Genomic DNA, 16,887 nt, shown 5'->3' with positions numbered 1-16,887 from the left:
GGTCAGCCCGTCGGGCGGCGGGGTGACTCCGGCCGGGCGGCGCGCACCGCGTCCCGGTGCCCCCGCAGCGACTCGCTCATCTCCGCCATGAACCGGTGCACCACCTCCAGCTCGTCCTCGCCGAAGCGGTCCATCACCGTGTCGGTGCGGGCGCCCAGCGGCTGGAAGAACTGCATGGCCAGGGCGGCGCCCTGGTCGGCGTAGTGCAGCAGCACCTTGCGGCGGTCGACGGTGTCCCGGTCCCGGCGGATGTGCCCGGCCCGTTCCAGCCGGTCGATCAGGGCCGTGACCGAGCCGGAGGAGAGGTTGAGCTGCTCACCGAGGCGGCCGGGGGTGATCGGGTCACCGAGCAGCTCGGCGTCCATCACCGCGATCAACGCCTGCAGGTCGGTCGGGTTGAGGCCGTGCAGGTTGGCGAAGGCGTGGCCGACCTGCTGGGCGTCCACCGCGTACCGCCGGAGGTTGTTGGTGATCTCCGCGACCAGCTGCTCGCGGCGCGTGTCGCGCCGTCGGTACATGCCGTGAGTCGCCACCTCGCGCCGCTCTTCCCGTCGTCGGTCCTTCGGGTTGCAGCATAGAACAGCCCTGGATAATCTCGGTTACCGAGATACTCGGCTTTCGAAAGACCTTGAGGTCACCTGATGTCTGTGTTCACCAGAGTCGCTCGCGGCCGGCTGGCCGCCTGGCTCACCGTGGCCGCCGCGATCGTCGTGGGCGCGGCCGTCTTCGCGACGCCCCAGCCGGACAACCCGGCGCCGGTCTCCGCCACCGGCCTGTCCGCGCAGTGGCAGTCGACCCAGGTGCAACGTCTCCAGGACCAGCTGCCCTCCAGCGAGGTGCAACCGGCCATCGTGGTGCTCAGCCGGGGCGACGGTGGCACCCTGAGCGAGGCCGACCGGGCCACCGTCGGCGCTCGCGCCGAGGGCCTGCGCCGCTTCGCGGTGGGCGGGCAGGTCAGCCCCGCCCAGGTCTCCCCGGACGGCGCGGTCGCCCTCGTCGCCGTACCGCTGGACACCGCCGGCGGGCAGGAGGTCGTCACCGAGACGGTGACCCAGCTGCGCGCCACCCTGGCCGACCTGCCCGACGGGCTGACCGCCGAGGTGACCGGCGCCCCGGCGTTCACCGCCGACCTCTCCTCGGTCTTCGACGGCGCCGACGTCACCCTGCTCGTGGTGACCGCCGCCGTGGTCGCGCTGCTCCTGCTGATCACCTACCGCAGCCCGTTCCTGTGGATCGTGCCGCTGGCCGTGGTCGCCGCGACCGAGCAGCTCACCCTGCGCGCGGTGGACGTCATCGTGCCCGGTGTCGGCATCAACCTCCAGCAGGGTCAGGTCACCGGCATCGCCAGCGTGCTGGTCTTCGGCGCCGCCACCGACTACGCGCTGCTGCTCATCGCCCGCTACCGGGAGGAGTTGCGCCGCGAGGAGGACCGGTTCGCGGCGATGCGCGCCGCGCTACGCCGCACCGCGGAGCCCATCCTGGCCAGTGGCGGCACCGTCGTGCTCGGCGTCCTCACCCTGCTGCTCAGTGAGCAGGAGACCAACCGGGCGCTGGCGGTGGCGTGCGCCACCGGTGTGGTCTTCGCCATGCTCTCGGCCCTGTTCGTGCTCCCCGCCGTGCTGGTGCTCTTCGGTCGCGGCCTGTTCTGGCCGTTCGTACCCCGCGTCGGCGGCCCGGTCCGCGAGGGCCGACTCTGGGGTCGACTCGGCGCCGCCGTGCAACGCCGCCCGATGGTGGTCGCCACGCTGGCCACGCTGCTCCTCGGCGGCCTGGCGTTGGGTGGGCTCGGCATCCGTACCGGCCTGTCCGAGACCGAACAGTTCCGGGCCGAGCCCGAGGCGGTGACCGGGGCGCAGACCCTGGCGCGGGCCTTCCCGGCCGGCAGCACCCAACCCGTCGCCGTGCTCACCACCCCGGCGGCGGTGCGGGCGGTCACCGACGCCGCCACCGCGGTACCCGGTGTCGCCTCGGCGCGCCCCGGCGACGCCGGCACGGCCGTCGCCCAGGTCGACGTGGTCCTCGACGCCGAACCCGGCACCACCGCCTCGGACCGGGCGATCGAGGCGCTGCGCGAGGCGGTCGCCGTCGTTCCCGACTCGGCGCCGCCGGCCGCCGCCGGCGCCGACGCCCCGTCCGGGGCGATCGTCGGTGGCTCCGTGGCCGCCACCTACGACTCCGACGAGGCCAACGAGCGTGACCTACGACTCATCCTGCCGATCATCCTGCTGCTGGTCGGCGCCGTGCTCGTGCTCCTGCTGCGCGGCCTGCTCGCACCGCTGCTGCTGGTGCTCACCGTGATCGCGTCGTTCTTCGCCAGCCTCGGCGCGGCCTGGCTGCTCTTCGACCACGTGCTGGGCTTCCCCGCCCTGGACAGCGGCGTGCTGCTGCTCGCCTTCGTGTTCCTGGTGGCGCTCGGGGTGGACTACAACATCTTCCTGGTCACCCGGGCCCGGGAGGACGCCCGCAGCGTCGGCACCCGCGCCGGGACACTCTCCGCCCTGCGGGTCACCGGCGGCGTGATCACCAGCGCCGGAGTGCTGCTCGCCGCGGTCTTCGCCGTGCTCGGCGTGCTGCCGTTGATCACCCTGACCCAGATCGGCATCATCGTCTGCATCGGTGTCCTGCTCGACACCCTGCTGGTCCGCACGGTCCTGGTGCCGGCGCTGGCGTTCCTGCTCGGCGACCGCTTCTGGTGGCCCGGCCGCATCGCGCGGGACCCGGTGCCGGCCACCCCGAGGTCACCCGAACCGGTCGCCGCGCCCTAGGGCTCGACCGGGCGGCGGTCCCCCTGCGACGGCCGCCCGGTCTGGTCCACCGGCGGTTGACGATCCCCCACCGCCCGGTCCCGGGTCGCCCAGGCGATCATGAACACCACCGTCCAGAGCACCCCGAGCAGCACCGCCGCCGCGGTCCCGCTCGCCGTGTCCAGCCCGAGGTAGAGCCGCGCGCCGCCGATCCCGAGCACCCCCGCCGCGGCGGCGGTCCAGGCGGCGACGGCCACCGGCCAGTGGGCGCTGCGCGACACCAGCCAGGCCAGGGTGCAGAAGCTCGCCGCGACCACGGCGTTCTGGGTCGAGAGGGGGGCCACCTCCCCGCCGCCCGGGGCGGTCCCGTTCGGGCCGGTCAGCTCGGCCACCACGGCCAGGACCACCAGCGGCACGAAAGCGCCCACCGTGCCGACCACGCTGAGCAGGTCCGCCCGCCAGGGCCGGTTGCGCCACGCCAGCACCGCCGCCACCAGCGCCACCAACAGGATCAACACCCACCCGCGTACCACCGACACCACGACCAGCGTGGCGTCGGCGGCGTCCGGGGTACGCCGGGCGGCGAACCACCCGGCGATGGCCCCGTCCAGCGCGGCCAGACCACTGTTGCGGACCGCCACCGCGAGCAGACCGGCGATGGCGAGCCCGGCGGCGAACAGCAACAGCAGCCCGGCGGCCAGATTGAGCAGCAGCGTCCAGGCCGGGCCGATCCGCATCGCCACCAGGAAGAACAGCACCCCGTAGCGGGCCGTGAGCCACCGCACCGGGGGCAGCGCGCCCGCCCGGGACAGCAGCGCGCGCACCGGGTCGGGGTTACGACCCAGCCACCGGCCGACCAGCACCACACCCACCAGGCCGGCCAACAGCAGGAACGTCACCCCGGTGGCCCGACCGAGCAGCCGGGAGACCGTGTCGTACGACTCACCCGCGAGGTGACCGAGCAGCACCGAGCCGCCCACCCAGGTCACCACCCCGGCCAGGTTCCACAGGGCGAACCGCCGGTACGGCATGCCGGCCGCACCGGCCAGCCGGGGCACCAGGGTGCGGGCGAAAGCCACCCACCGGGCGGCGAACACGCCCCGCCCACCGAGGCGGGCCAGCATGGCGTCGGCGCGGGCCCACCGCTGCGGCCCGACCCGGTGACCCAGCCCGGCGCGCAGCCGAGAGCCGTACCGCCGTCCGGCGCGAAACGCCAGCCCATCGCCGAGGAACGCCGCGACGATCATCGCGAGCAACGCCGGCCCGAGCCGCAAGGTACCGTTGTAGGTGAGGAAGCCGACCAGCAGCAGGGTAGCCTCACCCGGCACGAGCAGGCCGAAGATCACCGCGGTCTCGCCCGCCACGATCAGCGCGGCGACCAGGTAGATCCACAGGGTGGGCAGACTCTGCACCCAGGTCAGCAGGTCGTGCACTCAGGCCCCCGGGACACGGGAGCCAGCATGCCAGCCGGAGGAACCACCGGCACAGCGGTTTCACCATAGATCAGGGGCACCTGGGGGTGACCCCGACGCAGCCTGCGCGAGCGCAGGCGGAAGGATAGAGGGTATGCAGCTTCGCACCGACCTCCGCAACGTCGCCATCATCGCTCACGTCGACCACGGCAAGACCACCCTGGTCGACGCCATGTTGCGGCAGGCCGGCGCGTACGGCGCACGCGGCGAGAACACCGAGCGGGTGATGGACTCCGGTGACCTGGAGCGGGAAAAGGGCATCACGATCCTGGCCAAGAACACCGGCGTGCGTTACCTGCCGGCCGACGGCTCCGACCCGGTCACCATCAACATCATCGACACCCCCGGCCACGCCGACTTCGGCGGCGAGGTGGAGCGCGGCCTGACCATGGTCGACGGTGTGGTGCTGCTCGTCGACGCCAGCGAGGGCCCGCTGCCGCAGACCCGCTTCGTGCTGCGCAAGGCGTTGCGGGCCCGGATGCCGATCATCTTGGTGATCAACAAGGTGGACCGCCCGGACGCCCGGATCAAGGAGGTCGTGGACGACACCTACGAGCTCTTCCTCGACCTGGACGCCGACGAGGAGCAGATCGACTTCCCGATCGTCTACGCCTGCGCCCGCGACGGCATCGCCTCGCTGACCCAGCCCGCCGACGGCTCGGTCCCCGACGACAGCACCTCCCTGGAGCCGCTGTTCCGCACCCTGCTGGACACCATCCCGGCACCCTCGTACGAGGACGGCGCGCCGCTGCAGGCGCACGTCACCAACCTGGACGCCTCGCCGTTCCTCGGCCGGCTGGCGCTGTGCCGGGTCCGTCAGGGCACCATCAACAAGGGTCAGACGGTGGCCTGGTGCCGCACCGACGGCAGCACCCAGCGGGTCCGCATCTCCGAGATGCTGATGACCGAGGGCCTGGAGCGCACGTCGGCCGAGACCGCCGGCCCGGGCGACATCATCGCCGTCGCCGGCATCCCGGAGATCATGATCGGTGAGACGCTGGCCGACGTCGAGAACCCGGTCGCGCTGCCGCTGATCACCGTCGACGAGCCGGCCATCTCGATGACCATCGGCACCAACACCTCGCCGCTGGTCGGCCGGGTCAAGGGCTCCAAGGTCACCGCGCGCATGGTCAAGGACCGGCTCGACAAGGAGCTGATCGGCAACGTGTCGCTGCGGGTCCTGCCCACCGAGCGGCCGGACGCCTGGGAGGTGCAGGGCCGCGGTGAGCTGGCGCTGGCCATCCTGGTCGAGCAGATGCGCCGGGAGAGCTACGAGCTGACCGTCGGCAAGCCGCAGGTGGTCACCAAGGAGATCGACGGCAAGACCTGCGAGCCCGTCGAGCGACTGACCATCGACGCCCCGGAGGAGTACCTGGGCGCCATCACCCAGCTCCTCGCCACCCGCAAGGGCCGGATGGAGCAGCTGGTCAACCACGGCACCGGCTGGATCCGGATGGAGTGGCTGGTTCCGGCGCGCGGCCTGATCGGCTTCCGCACCGAGTTCCTCACCGACACCCGGGGCACCGGCATCCTGCACCACGTCTTCGAGTCGTACGAGCCGTGGTTCGGCGAGCTGCGCACCCGCAACAACGGCTCGCTGGTCGCCGACCGGGCCGGCGCGGTCACCGCCTTCGCGATGATCAACCTCCAGGAGCGCGGCCAGCTCTTCGTCGACCCCACCACCGAGGTGTACGAGGGCATGATCGTCGGGGAGAACTCCCGCTCCGACGACATGGACGTCAACATCACCAAGGAGAAGAAGCTCACCAACATGCGGGCATCGACCTCCGACGAGACGGAGAAGCTGATCCCGCCGCGCAAGCTCTCGCTCGAGCAGGCCCTGGAGTTCTGCCGCGAGGACGAGTGCGTCGAGGTCACCCCGACCGCGGTGCGCATCCGCAAGGTGGTGCTCGACCAGCAGCAGCGCGGCCGCGCCGCCGCCCGCCGCAAGCACGCCGGCTGACCCACCAGCACCCGACACCGGGCGCGTCGGCCGCTTGCGGCCGGCGCGCCCGTCCGCTCTCCCCCCACGGGTACGCGAACCCGCCCACCCCGTGATCCGCTACGGTCACCGGCATGACCTGGGATGATCTCGATGCCCACCTGGACCGGGTGCCCGGCACCGTCTCCGCGTACGTGGGGCGGCTCGACGCGCCGCCCACCTGGACCCGCCACCCGGACGCCGCCCACTACGCCGCGAGCACCATGAAGGTGGCGGTGCTCGCCGCGCTGCACCGCGCCGCCGAGGCCGGCACCCTGGACCTCGACGCCCCGGTCCCGGTCGTCAACGACTTCGACTCCGCCCAGCCCGGCGCACCCCGCTTCGCCAACGCGCAGCACTACGACAACGACGACGCGGTCTGGGACCGCCTCGGCGGCACGGCGACGCTGCGCTGGCTGGCCGACCGGATGATCGTGCGTTCCAGCAACCTCGCCACCAACCTCGTCCTCGGCCACGTCGGGCTGCCCGCGGTCGCCGAGGTCTGGGCGCTCGCCGGCGCCCGCAACAGCGTCACCGGCCGCGGCATCGAGGACTTCGCCGCCCGCGAGGCCGGCATCACCAACACGGTCACCGCCGCCGACCTGGCCGCCCTGCTCGGCACCCTGGCCACCGGCGCCGACACCCCCGGTCACCTCGCCTCGCCGGCCGCCTGCACCACCATGCTGGACGTCCTGCTCGCCCAGGAACACCGCGAGGACCTCGCCGCCGGCCTGCCCGAGGGCACCCGCATCGCGCACAAGAACGGTTGGGTACGCGGCGTCCGCCACGGCGCCGGCGTGGTGCTGCCCGACGACGCCCCGCCGTACCTGATCGCCGTCTGCACCACCACCGACCTGGCCGGTGGCGACGACGTGGAGGACGACGCCTGCCTGCTGCTCGCGCACATCTCGGCGCAGGTCTGGGCCGCCCGCCACCAGCTCTGACCCGACAGCCTCGGCGACCGGGCCCAACGCCGCCGACTCCGGTTAGGCTGCACGCACCCCCACCCCGGAGCCGCCGATGCCCCGCAGTCGCACCGTGCTGATCGCCTTCCTCGTCGTGACGGCCGCGAACCTGCTGGCCAACGCCACCGGCGGCGGCGTGGCCTTCCTGCTCACCAAGCCGCTGCTGATGCCGCTGCTGGCCGCGTACCTCTGGCGGGCCAGCGCCGAACGCGCGGCCCGACCGGACCGGCTGCTGCTCGCCGGGCTGGCCTTCGCCACCGGCGGCGACATCGCTCTCATGATCGACGGCACCGGCTGGTTCCTCGCCGGCATGGCCTGCTTCCTCGGCACGCACCTCTGCTACCTCGCGGCCTTCACCCGACACGGCGCCGCCGCCGCGCTGCGCCGGGCGCCGCTGGTCGCCGTCCCCCTCGGGTACGCGGTGCTGACCGTCGTCGCCCTGACCTGGATGTGGGCCGGGCTCACCGACGCCGGGCTGGCCGTGCCGGTGGCCGGCTACGCGCTCGCGCTGGCCGCCATGGCCAGCACCGCCACCACCCAGGGCTGGCGCGTCGGCCTCGGCGCCGCGCTGTTCCTCGGCTCCGACCTGCTGATCGCCGCCGGGGTGGCCGAGGTGGCCCAACCACCCGGCGCACCGGTGCTGGTGATGGCGACCTACGCCGCCGGTCAGGCGCTGATCGTCACCGGCCGCGCCGCCCACGCCGGCACACCCACCGACGCACCGGTCACTCCAGCAGCTGCGCCCGCAGCGCGCTGAGGTCGGAGTCGGTCAGCCCCAGCCCGTCGCGCAGGTACGCGTCGAACGAGCCGTGCACCCGACGCACCTCGGCGTACCCGGCGTCGAGGTACTCGGCGCGGACCTCCAGCACCGGCAGCACCGCGTCGACGTCCAGCTCGGGATTGCGCCGACGCATCGCCTCGACGATCACCGCCCGCAGGCTGTCGGTCAGCTCGTTGTTGCGCAGGTAGTCGGCGCGGATCGCCGCCTCGTCCACGCCGAGCGCCGTCAACAGGATGACGGTCAACCACCCGGTGCGGTCCTTGCCGGCGGAGCAGTGGTAGAGCAGCGGCAGGTTCTCCGGCCGGGCCGCCAGCCGCACCGCCTCGGCGAAACCGGCCCGCGCCGACTCACCCGTGACGAACCAGCGGTAGATCGCCGCCATCGCCCCCGCCGTGCCCTGCCGGGCCAGCTCCGCGTACGCGTCCAGGTCGTGACCGAGCAGCACCGCCGAGACGTAGGTGAAGACCGGGTGCTCCGGATCGTGCACCGGCAGGCGCACCACCCGTGGCTCACCGGCGAACCGGTCCTGCGGGGCAACCGCGATCTCCGTGCCGTCGCGCAGGTCGACCACGCACGCCGGACCGAGCTTCGCCAGCACCGGCAGGTCCTCGTCGGTCAGCCGACCCAGCGCCGGGGTGCGGATCAGCTGCCCGACCCGGACCCGTCGCCCGTCCGCGCCGACGAGCCCGCCCAGATCACGCGCGTTCGGTGCACCCACCAGCTCCCAGCCCTGCCCGGTCATCCGGTCTCCCCTCCCGCCGTGAACCTCCGTATAGGGTGCCTCACATGACGATCTCGGCGGTACGCACCCACCGGGTTTCCGCTCCCCTCCACACCCCGTTCGTCACCGCACTGCGCCGTACCACCACAGTGGACACCCTGGTCGTCGAACTCGTCGACAGCGACGGCCGGTCCGGCTTCGGCGAGGCGCCCCAGGTCTGGCAGGTCACCGGCGCCTCCGTCGCCGGTGCCCAGGCCTGCGTCCGCGAGATGCTCGGCCCACAGCTGATCGGCCGTGACCCGGACGACCTGGTAGCCCGTTGCGCCGAGGTGCAGCGCGCGGTGGTCGGCAACGAGGCCGCCAAGGCGGCGGTGGACGTCGCCCTGCACGACCTCGCCGCGCGGCGGCTGGGCGTACCCCTGGTGCGGTTGCTCGGAGGCACCTCGCTGCGGGTCCCGACGGACGTCACGCTGGCGGCGGGCGACGCGGTGGACCTGGCGACCGCGGCACGGCAGCGGCAGGCCGACGGCTTCGACGTGCTCAAGTTGAAGGTCGGCACCGACGCGGCGAGTGACCTGGACCGGGTGCGGGCGGTACGGACGGCGGTTGGCCTCGGCACCCGGATCCGGCTGGACGCCAACCAGGGCTGGACGCCCCGGGAGGCGGTCCGGGTGATCCGCGGCATCGAGGACGCCGGGCTCGACGTGGAGCTGGTCGAGCAGCCGGTTATCCGCTGGGACCTGGACGGGCTGGCCTGGGTCAGCGACCGGGTGTCCGTGCCGATCCTGGCCGACGAGGCGGTCTTCGGGGTCCGTGACCTGGTGGAGGTGATCCGCCGCCGGGCCGCCGACCTGGTCAACGTCAAGCTGGCCAAGTGCGGTGGGCTGCACCCGGCCCGTACCCTCCTCGACCTGGCCACCGCCCACGGGCTCGGCACGGTGGTCGGCTCGATGATGGAGAGCCAGGTCGGTATCGGGGCGGCGGCGAGCCTGGTCGCCGCGTACGGCACCACTGCGGTCGCCGACCTGGACGCCGCGTGGTGGCTGGCCTGGTCGCCGGTGCAGGGCGGCATCCGCTACGACGGGGCGGCCGTGGTGCTGCCGGACGCCCCTGGCCTGGGCATCTCCGGCCTTGCTGAAGCAAAAGTGCAGGCTCGTGGTTGAGGACCGTGGGTTTCTTTCATAGGGTTTCCCTGGACAGCCGACCGAGCTGGGGGTTGACGTGGAGCTGCAACCGGGCCGCGAGGCCGTCGTCCGGGTCGCCGTGGCGACGCTGTGGACCTCCCCCGAGGCGGTCCGCCCGGTCGACTGCCCGGCGCTGACCGCCGGTGTCGACATCCCGACCTGGGTCTCCGGACTGGACACCGACCAGCAGGTCGGCGACTGCGTGCTGAGCCAACTTCTGCTCGGCGAACGGGTCCTCGTCAGCGAGCTCCGCCCGGACGGTTGGGCCCGGGTCGTCGCCGTCGAACAACCAGCCGCCAAGCTGGATCCTCGCGGCTACCCCGGCTGGCTCCCCGCGGGGCAACTGGCCGTTCCCGACCCGGCCCACACCAGCACCGAACACCCGCTGGTGGTGGACGCCACGGTCACCGGCCTGCACGCCGCCCCGAACGGGCCGGTGGTGCTGCCCGGCGTCGTCGTCGGCACCCGCCTCGTCCCGGCCGGCCCGGCGTACGACGACTGGCGGCCGGTGCACGTCCCCGGCCTGGGCACGCCGCTCTGGCTGCCCGACGGGCACCTGGTCCCGGCGCCGGCCACGTCGCCGACCGCCGAGCAGGCGCTCGCGGTGGCACAGCGACTGCTGGACGTGGTCTACATCTGGGGCGGTCTCTCCGCGCACGGCATCGACTGCTCGGGGCTGGTACACCTGGCCTGGCGGCGGTTCGGGGTGCTGCTGCCCCGCGACGCCGACGACCAGGCCGTGGCCACCACCCCACTGCCGTTGGGCGCGGAACGCCCCGGCGATCTCTACTTCTTCGCCCGACCCGGCCGCAAGATCCACCACATCGGCATCGTCACCGCCCCACCCGGCGACGGCGGCCAGCGCCGGATGCTGCACGCCTGCTACCGGCGACGGCGGGTCATCGAGGAGCCGCTACCGGCCGACCGCACCGCCACGCTGGTGGGCGCCCACCGGGTCTAGGGCGTGTTTCGGAGGCCGCACTTTGCCGGCCGGGCGCGTGTCCGCACCCGGCCGGTGACCGGTCAGCGTCGGGCGTCGGCCAGCTCGCGACGCCGGTCCCGGGAGGACTTGATCAGGCTGGCGGCGGTGGCGACGCCCAGCGTGCCGATGATGACCAGCAGCGACAACCAGATCGGGATGTGCGGCGCCCAACCGACGTGCTCGCCACCGTTGATGAACGGCAGGTTGTTGTCGGCCAGCGCCTCCAGCACCAGCTTGACCCCGATGAAGCCGAGCACGACGGCCAGGCCGTAGCTCAGGTAGATCAGCCGGTCGAGCAGGCCACCGAGCAGGAAGTAGAGCTGACGGAGGCCCATCAGCGCGAAGACGTTCGCGGTGAAGACCAGGTACGGCTCCTGGGTGATGCCGAAGATCGCCGGGATCGAGTCCAGTGCGAAGATCAGGTCGGTGGTGCCGATCGCGATCATCACGATCAGCATCGGGGTGAACAGCCGCCTGCCGGCCACGTGGGTGGTGAGCTTCGCGCCGTCGTAGTCCTTCGAGATCGGCAGCGCCTTGCGGCTCCACCGGATCAGCACGTTCTCGGAGAACTCGTCCTCGTCCGGCTCACCCTGGCGGGCCAGGTTCACCGCGGTGTAGATCAGGAACGCGCCGAAGATGTAGAAGACCCAGGAGAACTGCGTGATCAGGGCCGCACCAGCGGCGATGAACCCGCCGCGCATCACCAGCGCCAGCACTATGCCGACGAGCAGCACCTTCTGCTGGTACTGCCGAGGCACCCCGAAGCGGGCCATGATGATCACGAAGACGAAGAGGTTGTCCACCGAGAGGCTGTACTCGGTGAGCCAGCCGGTGTAGAACTGCCCGGCCGCGCTGGCCCCGGAGGTCAGCCAGACACCCGCGCCGAAGAGCAGGGCAAGACCGACGTAGAAGGCGACCCAGAGGCTCGACTCCCGCACACTGGGCTCGTGCGGGCGCCGACCAATGATCAACAGGTCGACGAGCAGGACCGCAGTCAGTGCGACAAGCGTCCCCGCCCACACCAATCCGGACACGTCCAACGTTCATTCCTCCGGCAGACACGCGGCGTCGGGCACACCGTACGCCCCTGCGGGAGCCGGCGCGCCGCTGTCGCTCACTCTGGTGACTGTCGGAGGTCTCTTCCGCCGTCGCCCCACCTGGGGCGGCGACCTACGGGGCCGGGTCGGGCCGCCGTGGTTCCGGCGATCGACCGTGCTGACGACTCCGTTGCGGGGGAATACTCCCCTCCTCGGTGACCATTGTTGCCCACCACGCCCCGTGATCACACCCCGGGCACCCGGTGGTGCTGGCCACCCGCGCGATGCGTCACACCCCCTGTTGCTTCCTAGGAGGCTAGTGCAGGTCGGGTGCGGCGATCGGGTCGGCGAGTGACCAGCCGGCCGCGAGCAGGTCGTCGCAGGCCCGCACCGCCCGGGCCAACCGCTCGGCGTGCGATCCGGTCAGCTCCACCACCGGCACCCCGCACCCCGCCAGCTCGCTGCGGAACCGCTCGGTCATCCAGGCACGCAGGTGCTCACCGTCGCGCAGCCCGTCATCGGTGAACGGCACCCCCCGGTGATCCGTCAGCAGGTACAGCGCCGGCCGGCGGGCCGCCGCGCGCACCTCCTCCGACGCGCTGCCCAGGTAGCGCTCCTCCCACACCGCCGTCGCCCGCGCGTCGGTGTCGCAGACCAGCAGCGGCCCGCTCGTCCGGGCCGCCGCGTCCTCGGCCGCCTGCTGTTCGCGGACCACGGCGCGGAAGTCGTCCCGGTCCCACGTGACGTCGAAGACGGTCGCCTCCGGAGTTCGCTCGCGCAACCGGGCCAGCTTGCGAGCGGTCAACTCCCGGCCGTACTCCGGCACCCAGGACGTGCCGTAGTGCCCGGCGAGCGCCGCCGCCATCGTCGTGGTCCCGGTCGACTCGGCCCCGACCACCACCACCCGCCGGACGAACCACGCCCGCACCGGCGGACTCAGCCACCGCCAGTGAGCCGCCGGGTCCGCGCGCACCGCCGTTCCGGACACCGGCACGGTCCGCCGATCCGGATCCACCGACACGGGTACGGCGTCGAAGCGGCGCGCCAACTCGGCGCCGTACGCCTCGGAGGAGAAGACCGCGTCCACCGGCACCGACCCGACCGCCTCGCGGAACACCGCGCAGTGCGCGTCCCAGACGGCCGGATCCGCGTAGTCCACCGGGTGGTCGTCGTACCTGCCGACGAAACGGACCCACGGCGTGTCCGCGTGCGCCTCCCGCAACCAGTCGAGGCGCAGCGCGAGTGGAATGGACTCCCGACGTGAGGGCGCCACGACGACTGTCACCTCGGCGCAGCGGGCGGCGGCGGCCCCGATCAGCGCGTGGTGCCCGGCGTGCGGTGGATAGAACTTGCCCACCACCATCCCGTGCCCGAACTCCGCACCGGCCGAACGCGCCGGCACGCGTGGTGCCGGCGCGGGGCCGGACGTCTCGGCGCTCACGCGGTGACCGGGGCCGGGCCGGGCGGAACCGCGCTCGGCCGGTCGGCCCGAAGCCTGTCGGCCCGCCAGGCCCGCAAACCGAGTACGCACAGGGCGAGGAAGACCAGGTAGAGGCCGGCGGTCAGGTGCAGCCCCTTGTACGCGTACAACGGGATGTAGATCAGGTCGGCGGCGATCCAGAGCCACCAACTCTCCACCCGCTTGCGGGTCTGCCCGTACGTGGCCAGCAGGGACAGCGCCGTGGTCAACGCGTCCGGCAGCGGCACGGTCGAGTCGGTGGCCCGGTCCAGCAGCACCCAGAGCGCGCCGGTGAGCAGCACCCCGGCGGCGGCCAGCGCCAGCCACTCCCGTCGCCCCGTCCGGCTCACCGTGAGCCGGCTGCGCCGCTCGCCACCGAAGAGCCAGTGCCACCAGCCGTAGCAGCCGAGCGCGACGTACACGACCTGGAGCCCCGCGTCGGCGTACAGCCCGGCGGTCCAGAACAGCAGCATGAGCAGCAGCACGTTGGCGATGCCGATCGGCCAGTTGGCGATCTTCTGCCGGGCCACCAGCCACACGTTGAGCACACCTGTCGCGAACCCCAGCAACTCCGCCCAGGTGGTGCCCGTACCGGCCACCCGAAACGCGGTGCCGGTGAGCCAGTCGATGATCATTGAGCCACCCTAGGGGCGGCGCCGACGCCGGAACAGACCCCCGCGACACCGACTGCCCCCACCACCGTGGGAGGCTGTCCGACATGGTGCTTGAGGTCGCGCTGATCGATGTACTACCCGGACACGAGGACGCGTTCGCCGCCGCGTACGCCGAGGGTCACCCGGTGCTCGCCGGTGCGACCGGCTGCCGGTCCGTGCGGATGACCCGAGGAATCGAGTCACCGACCCGCTTCGTGCTGCTCGTCGAATGGGACTCGGTCGAGGCGCACGAGAAGAACTTCCGGGCCACCGAACGGTTCGACAAGTGGCGGGCGCTGATCGGGCCCCACTTCGCCGGACCGCCAGTGGTGGAACACTTCCTCGACGTACCCGCCTGAGCCGAGCTGTCGTACCCCGCGGTTATCGTGCCGTGCGCACGCGCCGGCCGCCGGTCCCGACGGACTCGGGGGCGCCGGGCCCGGTGGCCGCGCGGCGCCGCACCGTCGACACCCGCAACCGTTACTCGCCGACGCGGCGGGCCAGCACGGTGACCGTCTCTTCCGGTGACAGCGCCGCGGCCAGCAGCGCCGCGGTCATCCGCTCGTAACGGTCGACGTCGAGCACGGTGGCCAACCGCACGTCGGTGGTCAACGCCTCGAGCATCACCGTCCGCGGGTCCGCCGGGTCGGGAAAGGCATAGCAGGAATACGGTGTGAGCGGGTGCAGCCCGCCACCGGCCGCCCCCCGTGGCAACAGCCGCACCGTGACGTGGGACAACCCGGTCACGGCGACCAGATGCCGCAGCTGTTCACGCCAGACCGCCACCGGCAGGTCACCCTGGTCGCAGACCGCCTCGGCGAGCACCGCCGTGTAGCGCGGCGGATAGGCCCGCCGCAGCACCTCCTGCCGCAGCGCCCGGGCGCGCACCTCGGCCTCCACATCGACCTGGGGCGTGAGCTGGGCGCCCGCCGTGACCAGCACCCGGGCGTACGCGGGCGTCTGGAGCAGCCCCGGCACCACCGACGGTTGGAACTCGACGATGTCGGCGGCGCCCGCCTCCAACTCGGCATAGGTGCGCTGCCGTTCGCTCATCTCGCCCAGCGTCTTCCACCAGCCTCGGCTGGTCGCCGCGTCCCGGGCGATGACGATCAGCGCCTCCCGGGCGGGCGTGGGCACCTTGTAGACGTCCAGCAGGTCGAGCACGTCGGCGAGGTCCGGGCGACTCTGCCCCAGCTCGATGCGGGACAGCTTCGACGTCGAGGCCCAGCCCAACCTGTCGCAGACCTGCTCCAGGGTCAGCGACTCGCGCCGACGGAGTTGGCGCAGCTCTGCGCCGAGACGTGCACGTCGAATGACAGGACTTGTTGGCAGCGGCATCCCGGCCTCCCCACCGAGGGAGACTACGCAGGACGATCACCCAGTGCAATACCTCGCTCGCGCACCGCAATCAGGGCATTCGGCCCCGCCGACCGGCCGGGCCGGCCCGCACGTACCGTTTCCGCAGGTCAGCAGCGGTTACTGCCGGCGAATTCCGATCTCGGCGGCCCGTTGGTCCTGGTCGGTGCGGCGGGCTCAGGGCCGGTAGGTGCCGAAGGACCAGACGTTGCCGGCCAGATCGCGGGCGGCGTAGTCACGGGAGCCGTAGTCGGTGTCGAACGGCTCGCGGGTGATCTCGGCGCCGGCCGCGCGCGCCCGGGCGCAGTGCGCGTCGACGTCCGGCACGGCCACGTAGACCGACCAGTCGTCGGCGGCCGGCCGGGACGGGGCGTCGGCCCGGCCACCCAGCATGATCATGCCGGTGTCGAGGACCAGTTCGGCGTGCGCCACCGTGCCGTCCGGCGCCTCGTGCACGGCATGCACCTGGAAACCGAAGGCGGCGCCGAGCCAGTCGATCGCGGCGCGGGGATCGGGATAACGGAAGATCGGATAGATGGTTCGCATGACCCGATTCTGCGGCCGGCGGCGCCGATCCGGATTGGACGAATGTGACCTCCGCTGCCCCGGGTAGCAGTAAACGGGGGCGGTCGCCGGCGCGGCCGCGGTCAGCCGGCCGTCGTCACCGGGCGGTGAGCAGCGCGGCCGGCGTCGCCCCCGCGAACTGGTGGAAGTCCCGAATCAGGTGGGACTGGTCGTAGTAGCCGCAGCCCGCCGCCACCGCGGCCCAGTCGACGGCCCGCCCGGTCGCGCCGACCTGGGTCGACGCCGCGTGAGCCTGCTGGAAACGCAGCAGCCGGGCGGCCATCTTGGGCGGCAGCCCGACGTCCTGCCGGAACCGGGACGCGAGGTGCCGCCGGCTCCAGCCCAACTCGTCGGCGAGCATCCCGACGCTTCCCCGCCCCGCGCTGGCGACGAGCCACCGCCACGCCCAGTCGAGCCGCGGATCCACCGGCGGGGACGCCGCCAGCCGGGCGGTGAGCACCCTGTCGAGCAGGGCGAACCGCTCCGGCCAGCCGGGGGCCTCGGCGAGCTGGCCGCGCAGCCGATCGAGCCAACGGCCCGGGAGCTGCCCGACGTCGACGGCCCGATTGGTCAGCTCGCTCAACGGCAGGCCGAGGAGACGGCGGGCGGTCAGCGGGGCGAGCAGCAACTCGACGCCCTCCCCCACACCCACCGTGCGCGTGGTGCACCAACTGTCGAAGGTGCCGGCCACGAACGAGTCGACAGCGGTGACACCGCGCTCCGCGCTGCGCGGGTCGGTCACGTCCAGCGGAGCGCCCCAACCCAGGATCAGCACCACGAAGACGCCCGCCGACTCCCGGCGGACCAGTGGCACGTCCGCCCGTTCCCGGTAGCCCACGTACCGGTCGACGAACGGACGCAGGCTGGCGTCGGGCAGCCCGAGGACCATCTCGCCGATCGGCGCCACCTCCGTCAACGGTGCCCGCCCTTCGCGTGCCCCGGCCGGCCGGGGCCGAGCGGAGCGCTGGGCGTGGCCGACCGGGTGGCC

General features: G+C 72.8%; 16 protein-coding genes. 7 read left to right on the top strand and 9 right to left on the bottom strand.

Features of this window, described 5'->3' with window-relative positions; all coding sequences use genetic code 11:
- Positions 1 to 2: 2 nt before the first annotated feature.
- Positions 3 to 518: a MarR family winged helix-turn-helix transcriptional regulator gene (locus tag ACIBD9_RS21420; RefSeq protein ID WP_387171293.1), complete on the bottom strand. Its 516-nt coding sequence runs from the start codon at positions 516 to 518 to the stop codon at positions 3 to 5.
- A gap of 123 nt (positions 519 to 641) precedes the next feature.
- Here ACIBD9_RS21420 and ACIBD9_RS21415 point away from each other — a divergent pair, with 123 nt between their 5' ends.
- On the top strand, positions 642 to 2,765 hold the full coding sequence (locus ACIBD9_RS21415) for an MMPL family transporter (protein WP_396720079.1): 2,124 nt from the start codon (positions 642 to 644) through the stop codon (positions 2,763 to 2,765).
- On the opposite strand, the gene ACIBD9_RS21410 is transcribed toward ACIBD9_RS21415, so the two are convergent.
- Positions 2,762 to 4,177: a DedA family protein gene (locus ACIBD9_RS21410; protein ID WP_396720077.1), complete on the bottom strand. Its 1,416-nt coding sequence runs from the start codon at positions 4,175 to 4,177 to the stop codon at positions 2,762 to 2,764. The genes ACIBD9_RS21415 and ACIBD9_RS21410 overlap by 4 nt on opposite strands.
- A gap of 133 nt (positions 4,178 to 4,310) precedes the next feature.
- Here ACIBD9_RS21410 and typA point away from each other — a divergent pair, with 133 nt between their 5' ends.
- The 3 genes from typA (at position 4,311) to ACIBD9_RS21395 (ending at position 7,919) form a co-directional block, all read left to right on the top strand.
- Complete coding sequence (gene typA, locus ACIBD9_RS21405) at positions 4,311 to 6,179, top strand: translational GTPase TypA (protein WP_396720076.1); 1,869 nt, start codon at positions 4,311 to 4,313, stop codon at positions 6,177 to 6,179.
- 113 nt (positions 6,180 to 6,292) lie between these two features.
- A complete protein-coding gene (locus ACIBD9_RS21400; RefSeq protein WP_396720074.1) occupies positions 6,293 to 7,141 on the top strand; it encodes a serine hydrolase in 849 nt (282 codons plus the stop codon).
- 76 nt (positions 7,142 to 7,217) lie between these two features.
- Positions 7,218 to 7,919, top strand: coding sequence for a lysoplasmalogenase (locus ACIBD9_RS21395; RefSeq protein ID WP_396720072.1), 702 nt, complete (start codon positions 7,218 to 7,220; stop codon positions 7,917 to 7,919).
- Here ACIBD9_RS21395 and ACIBD9_RS21390 read toward each other — a convergent pair.
- On the bottom strand, positions 7,888 to 8,685 hold the full coding sequence (locus ACIBD9_RS21390) for a tyrosine-protein phosphatase (RefSeq protein WP_396720070.1): 798 nt from the start codon (positions 8,683 to 8,685) through the stop codon (positions 7,888 to 7,890). The two genes, ACIBD9_RS21395 and ACIBD9_RS21390, sit on opposite strands and share 32 nt — an antisense overlap.
- A 44-nt stretch (positions 8,686 to 8,729) precedes the next feature.
- Here ACIBD9_RS21390 and ACIBD9_RS21385 point away from each other — a divergent pair, with 44 nt between their 5' ends.
- Both ACIBD9_RS21385 and ACIBD9_RS21380 read left to right on the top strand, forming a co-directional pair.
- Positions 8,730 to 9,827, top strand: coding sequence for a mandelate racemase/muconate lactonizing enzyme family protein (locus ACIBD9_RS21385; protein WP_396720068.1), 1,098 nt, complete (start codon positions 8,730 to 8,732; stop codon positions 9,825 to 9,827).
- A gap of 58 nt (positions 9,828 to 9,885) precedes the next feature.
- On the top strand, positions 9,886 to 10,809 hold the full coding sequence (locus ACIBD9_RS21380; RefSeq protein WP_396720066.1) for an NlpC/P60 family protein: 924 nt from the start codon (positions 9,886 to 9,888) through the stop codon (positions 10,807 to 10,809).
- Positions 10,810 to 10,871: 62 nt separating this feature from the next.
- On the opposite strand, the gene ACIBD9_RS21375 is transcribed toward ACIBD9_RS21380, so the two are convergent.
- From ACIBD9_RS21375 to pnuC, 3 genes are all read right to left on the bottom strand, one after another.
- The gene (locus ACIBD9_RS21375; protein ID WP_396720064.1) at positions 10,872 to 11,870 is read right to left on the bottom strand and encodes a TerC family protein; all 999 of its coding nucleotides are present in this window, start codon (positions 11,868 to 11,870) and stop codon (positions 10,872 to 10,874) included.
- A gap of 313 nt (positions 11,871 to 12,183) precedes the next feature.
- Positions 12,184 to 13,308: an AAA family ATPase gene (locus ACIBD9_RS21370; RefSeq protein ID WP_396720062.1), complete on the bottom strand. Its 1,125-nt coding sequence runs from the start codon at positions 13,306 to 13,308 to the stop codon at positions 12,184 to 12,186.
- Entirely contained in the window at positions 13,305 to 13,961 is a 657-nt protein-coding gene (gene pnuC / locus ACIBD9_RS21365) for a nicotinamide riboside transporter PnuC (protein WP_396720060.1), read from the bottom strand. Before pnuC ends, ACIBD9_RS21370 begins: the two co-directional genes overlap by 4 nt.
- An 83-nt stretch (positions 13,962 to 14,044) precedes the next feature.
- On the opposite strand from pnuC, the gene ACIBD9_RS21360 reads away from it, so the two are divergent.
- Positions 14,045 to 14,338: an antibiotic biosynthesis monooxygenase gene (locus tag ACIBD9_RS21360; RefSeq protein ID WP_210785904.1), complete on the top strand. Its 294-nt coding sequence runs from the start codon at positions 14,045 to 14,047 to the stop codon at positions 14,336 to 14,338.
- A gap of 121 nt (positions 14,339 to 14,459) precedes the next feature.
- On the opposite strand, the gene ACIBD9_RS21355 is transcribed toward ACIBD9_RS21360, so the two are convergent.
- From ACIBD9_RS21355 to ACIBD9_RS21345, 3 genes are all read right to left on the bottom strand, one after another.
- Positions 14,460 to 15,317 (bottom strand): helix-turn-helix domain-containing protein, encoded by an 858-nt coding sequence (locus tag ACIBD9_RS21355; RefSeq protein ID WP_396720057.1) that lies wholly within the window; start codon positions 15,315 to 15,317, stop codon positions 14,460 to 14,462.
- 195 nt (positions 15,318 to 15,512) lie between these two features.
- Positions 15,513 to 15,881 carry a VOC family protein gene (locus ACIBD9_RS21350; RefSeq protein WP_396720055.1) on the bottom strand — a complete coding sequence of 123 codons (369 nt, stop codon included), beginning with the start codon at positions 15,879 to 15,881 and terminating at the stop codon, positions 15,513 to 15,515.
- A gap of 115 nt (positions 15,882 to 15,996) precedes the next feature.
- Positions 15,997 to 16,806 carry a helix-turn-helix domain-containing protein gene (locus ACIBD9_RS21345; protein WP_396720115.1) on the bottom strand — a complete coding sequence of 270 codons (810 nt, stop codon included), beginning with the start codon at positions 16,804 to 16,806 and terminating at the stop codon, positions 15,997 to 15,999.
- Positions 16,807 to 16,887 lie beyond the last annotated feature (81 nt).

It is taken from the genome of Micromonospora sp. NPDC050784 (genome assembly GCF_044456765.1).
GTDB lineage: Bacteria > Actinomycetota > Actinomycetes > Mycobacteriales > Micromonosporaceae > Micromonospora > Micromonospora foliorum.
This window is presented reverse-complemented; position numbering and strand designations above follow the sequence as displayed.

What these genes read in the sequence shown, in the direction of transcription:
- ACIBD9_RS21420 (WP_387171293.1), bottom strand. Translation starts at nt 518, where the DNA reads ATGTACCGACGGCGCGACACGCGCCGCGAGCAGCTGGTCGCGGAGATC.
- ACIBD9_RS21415 (WP_396720079.1), top strand. Translation starts at nt 642, where the DNA reads ATGTCTGTGTTCACCAGAGTCGCTCGCGGCCGGCTGGCCGCCTGGCTC.
- typA (WP_396720076.1), top strand. Translation starts at nt 4,311, where the DNA reads ATGCAGCTTCGCACCGACCTCCGCAACGTCGCCATCATCGCTCACGTC.
- ACIBD9_RS21400 (WP_396720074.1), top strand. Translation starts at nt 6,293, where the DNA reads ATGACCTGGGATGATCTCGATGCCCACCTGGACCGGGTGCCCGGCACC.
- ACIBD9_RS21395 (WP_396720072.1), top strand. Translation starts at nt 7,218, where the DNA reads ATGCCCCGCAGTCGCACCGTGCTGATCGCCTTCCTCGTCGTGACGGCC.
- ACIBD9_RS21390 (WP_396720070.1), bottom strand. Translation starts at nt 8,685, where the DNA reads ATGACCGGGCAGGGCTGGGAGCTGGTGGGTGCACCGAACGCGCGTGAT.
- ACIBD9_RS21385 (WP_396720068.1), top strand. Translation starts at nt 8,730, where the DNA reads ATGACGATCTCGGCGGTACGCACCCACCGGGTTTCCGCTCCCCTCCAC.
- pnuC (WP_396720060.1), bottom strand. Translation starts at nt 13,961, where the DNA reads ATGATCATCGACTGGCTCACCGGCACCGCGTTTCGGGTGGCCGGTACG.
- ACIBD9_RS21360 (WP_210785904.1), top strand. Translation starts at nt 14,045, where the DNA reads ATGGTGCTTGAGGTCGCGCTGATCGATGTACTACCCGGACACGAGGAC.
- ACIBD9_RS21355 (WP_396720057.1), bottom strand. Translation starts at nt 15,317, where the DNA reads ATGCCGCTGCCAACAAGTCCTGTCATTCGACGTGCACGTCTCGGCGCA.
- ACIBD9_RS21350 (WP_396720055.1), bottom strand. Translation starts at nt 15,881, where the DNA reads ATGCGAACCATCTATCCGATCTTCCGTTATCCCGATCCCCGCGCCGCG.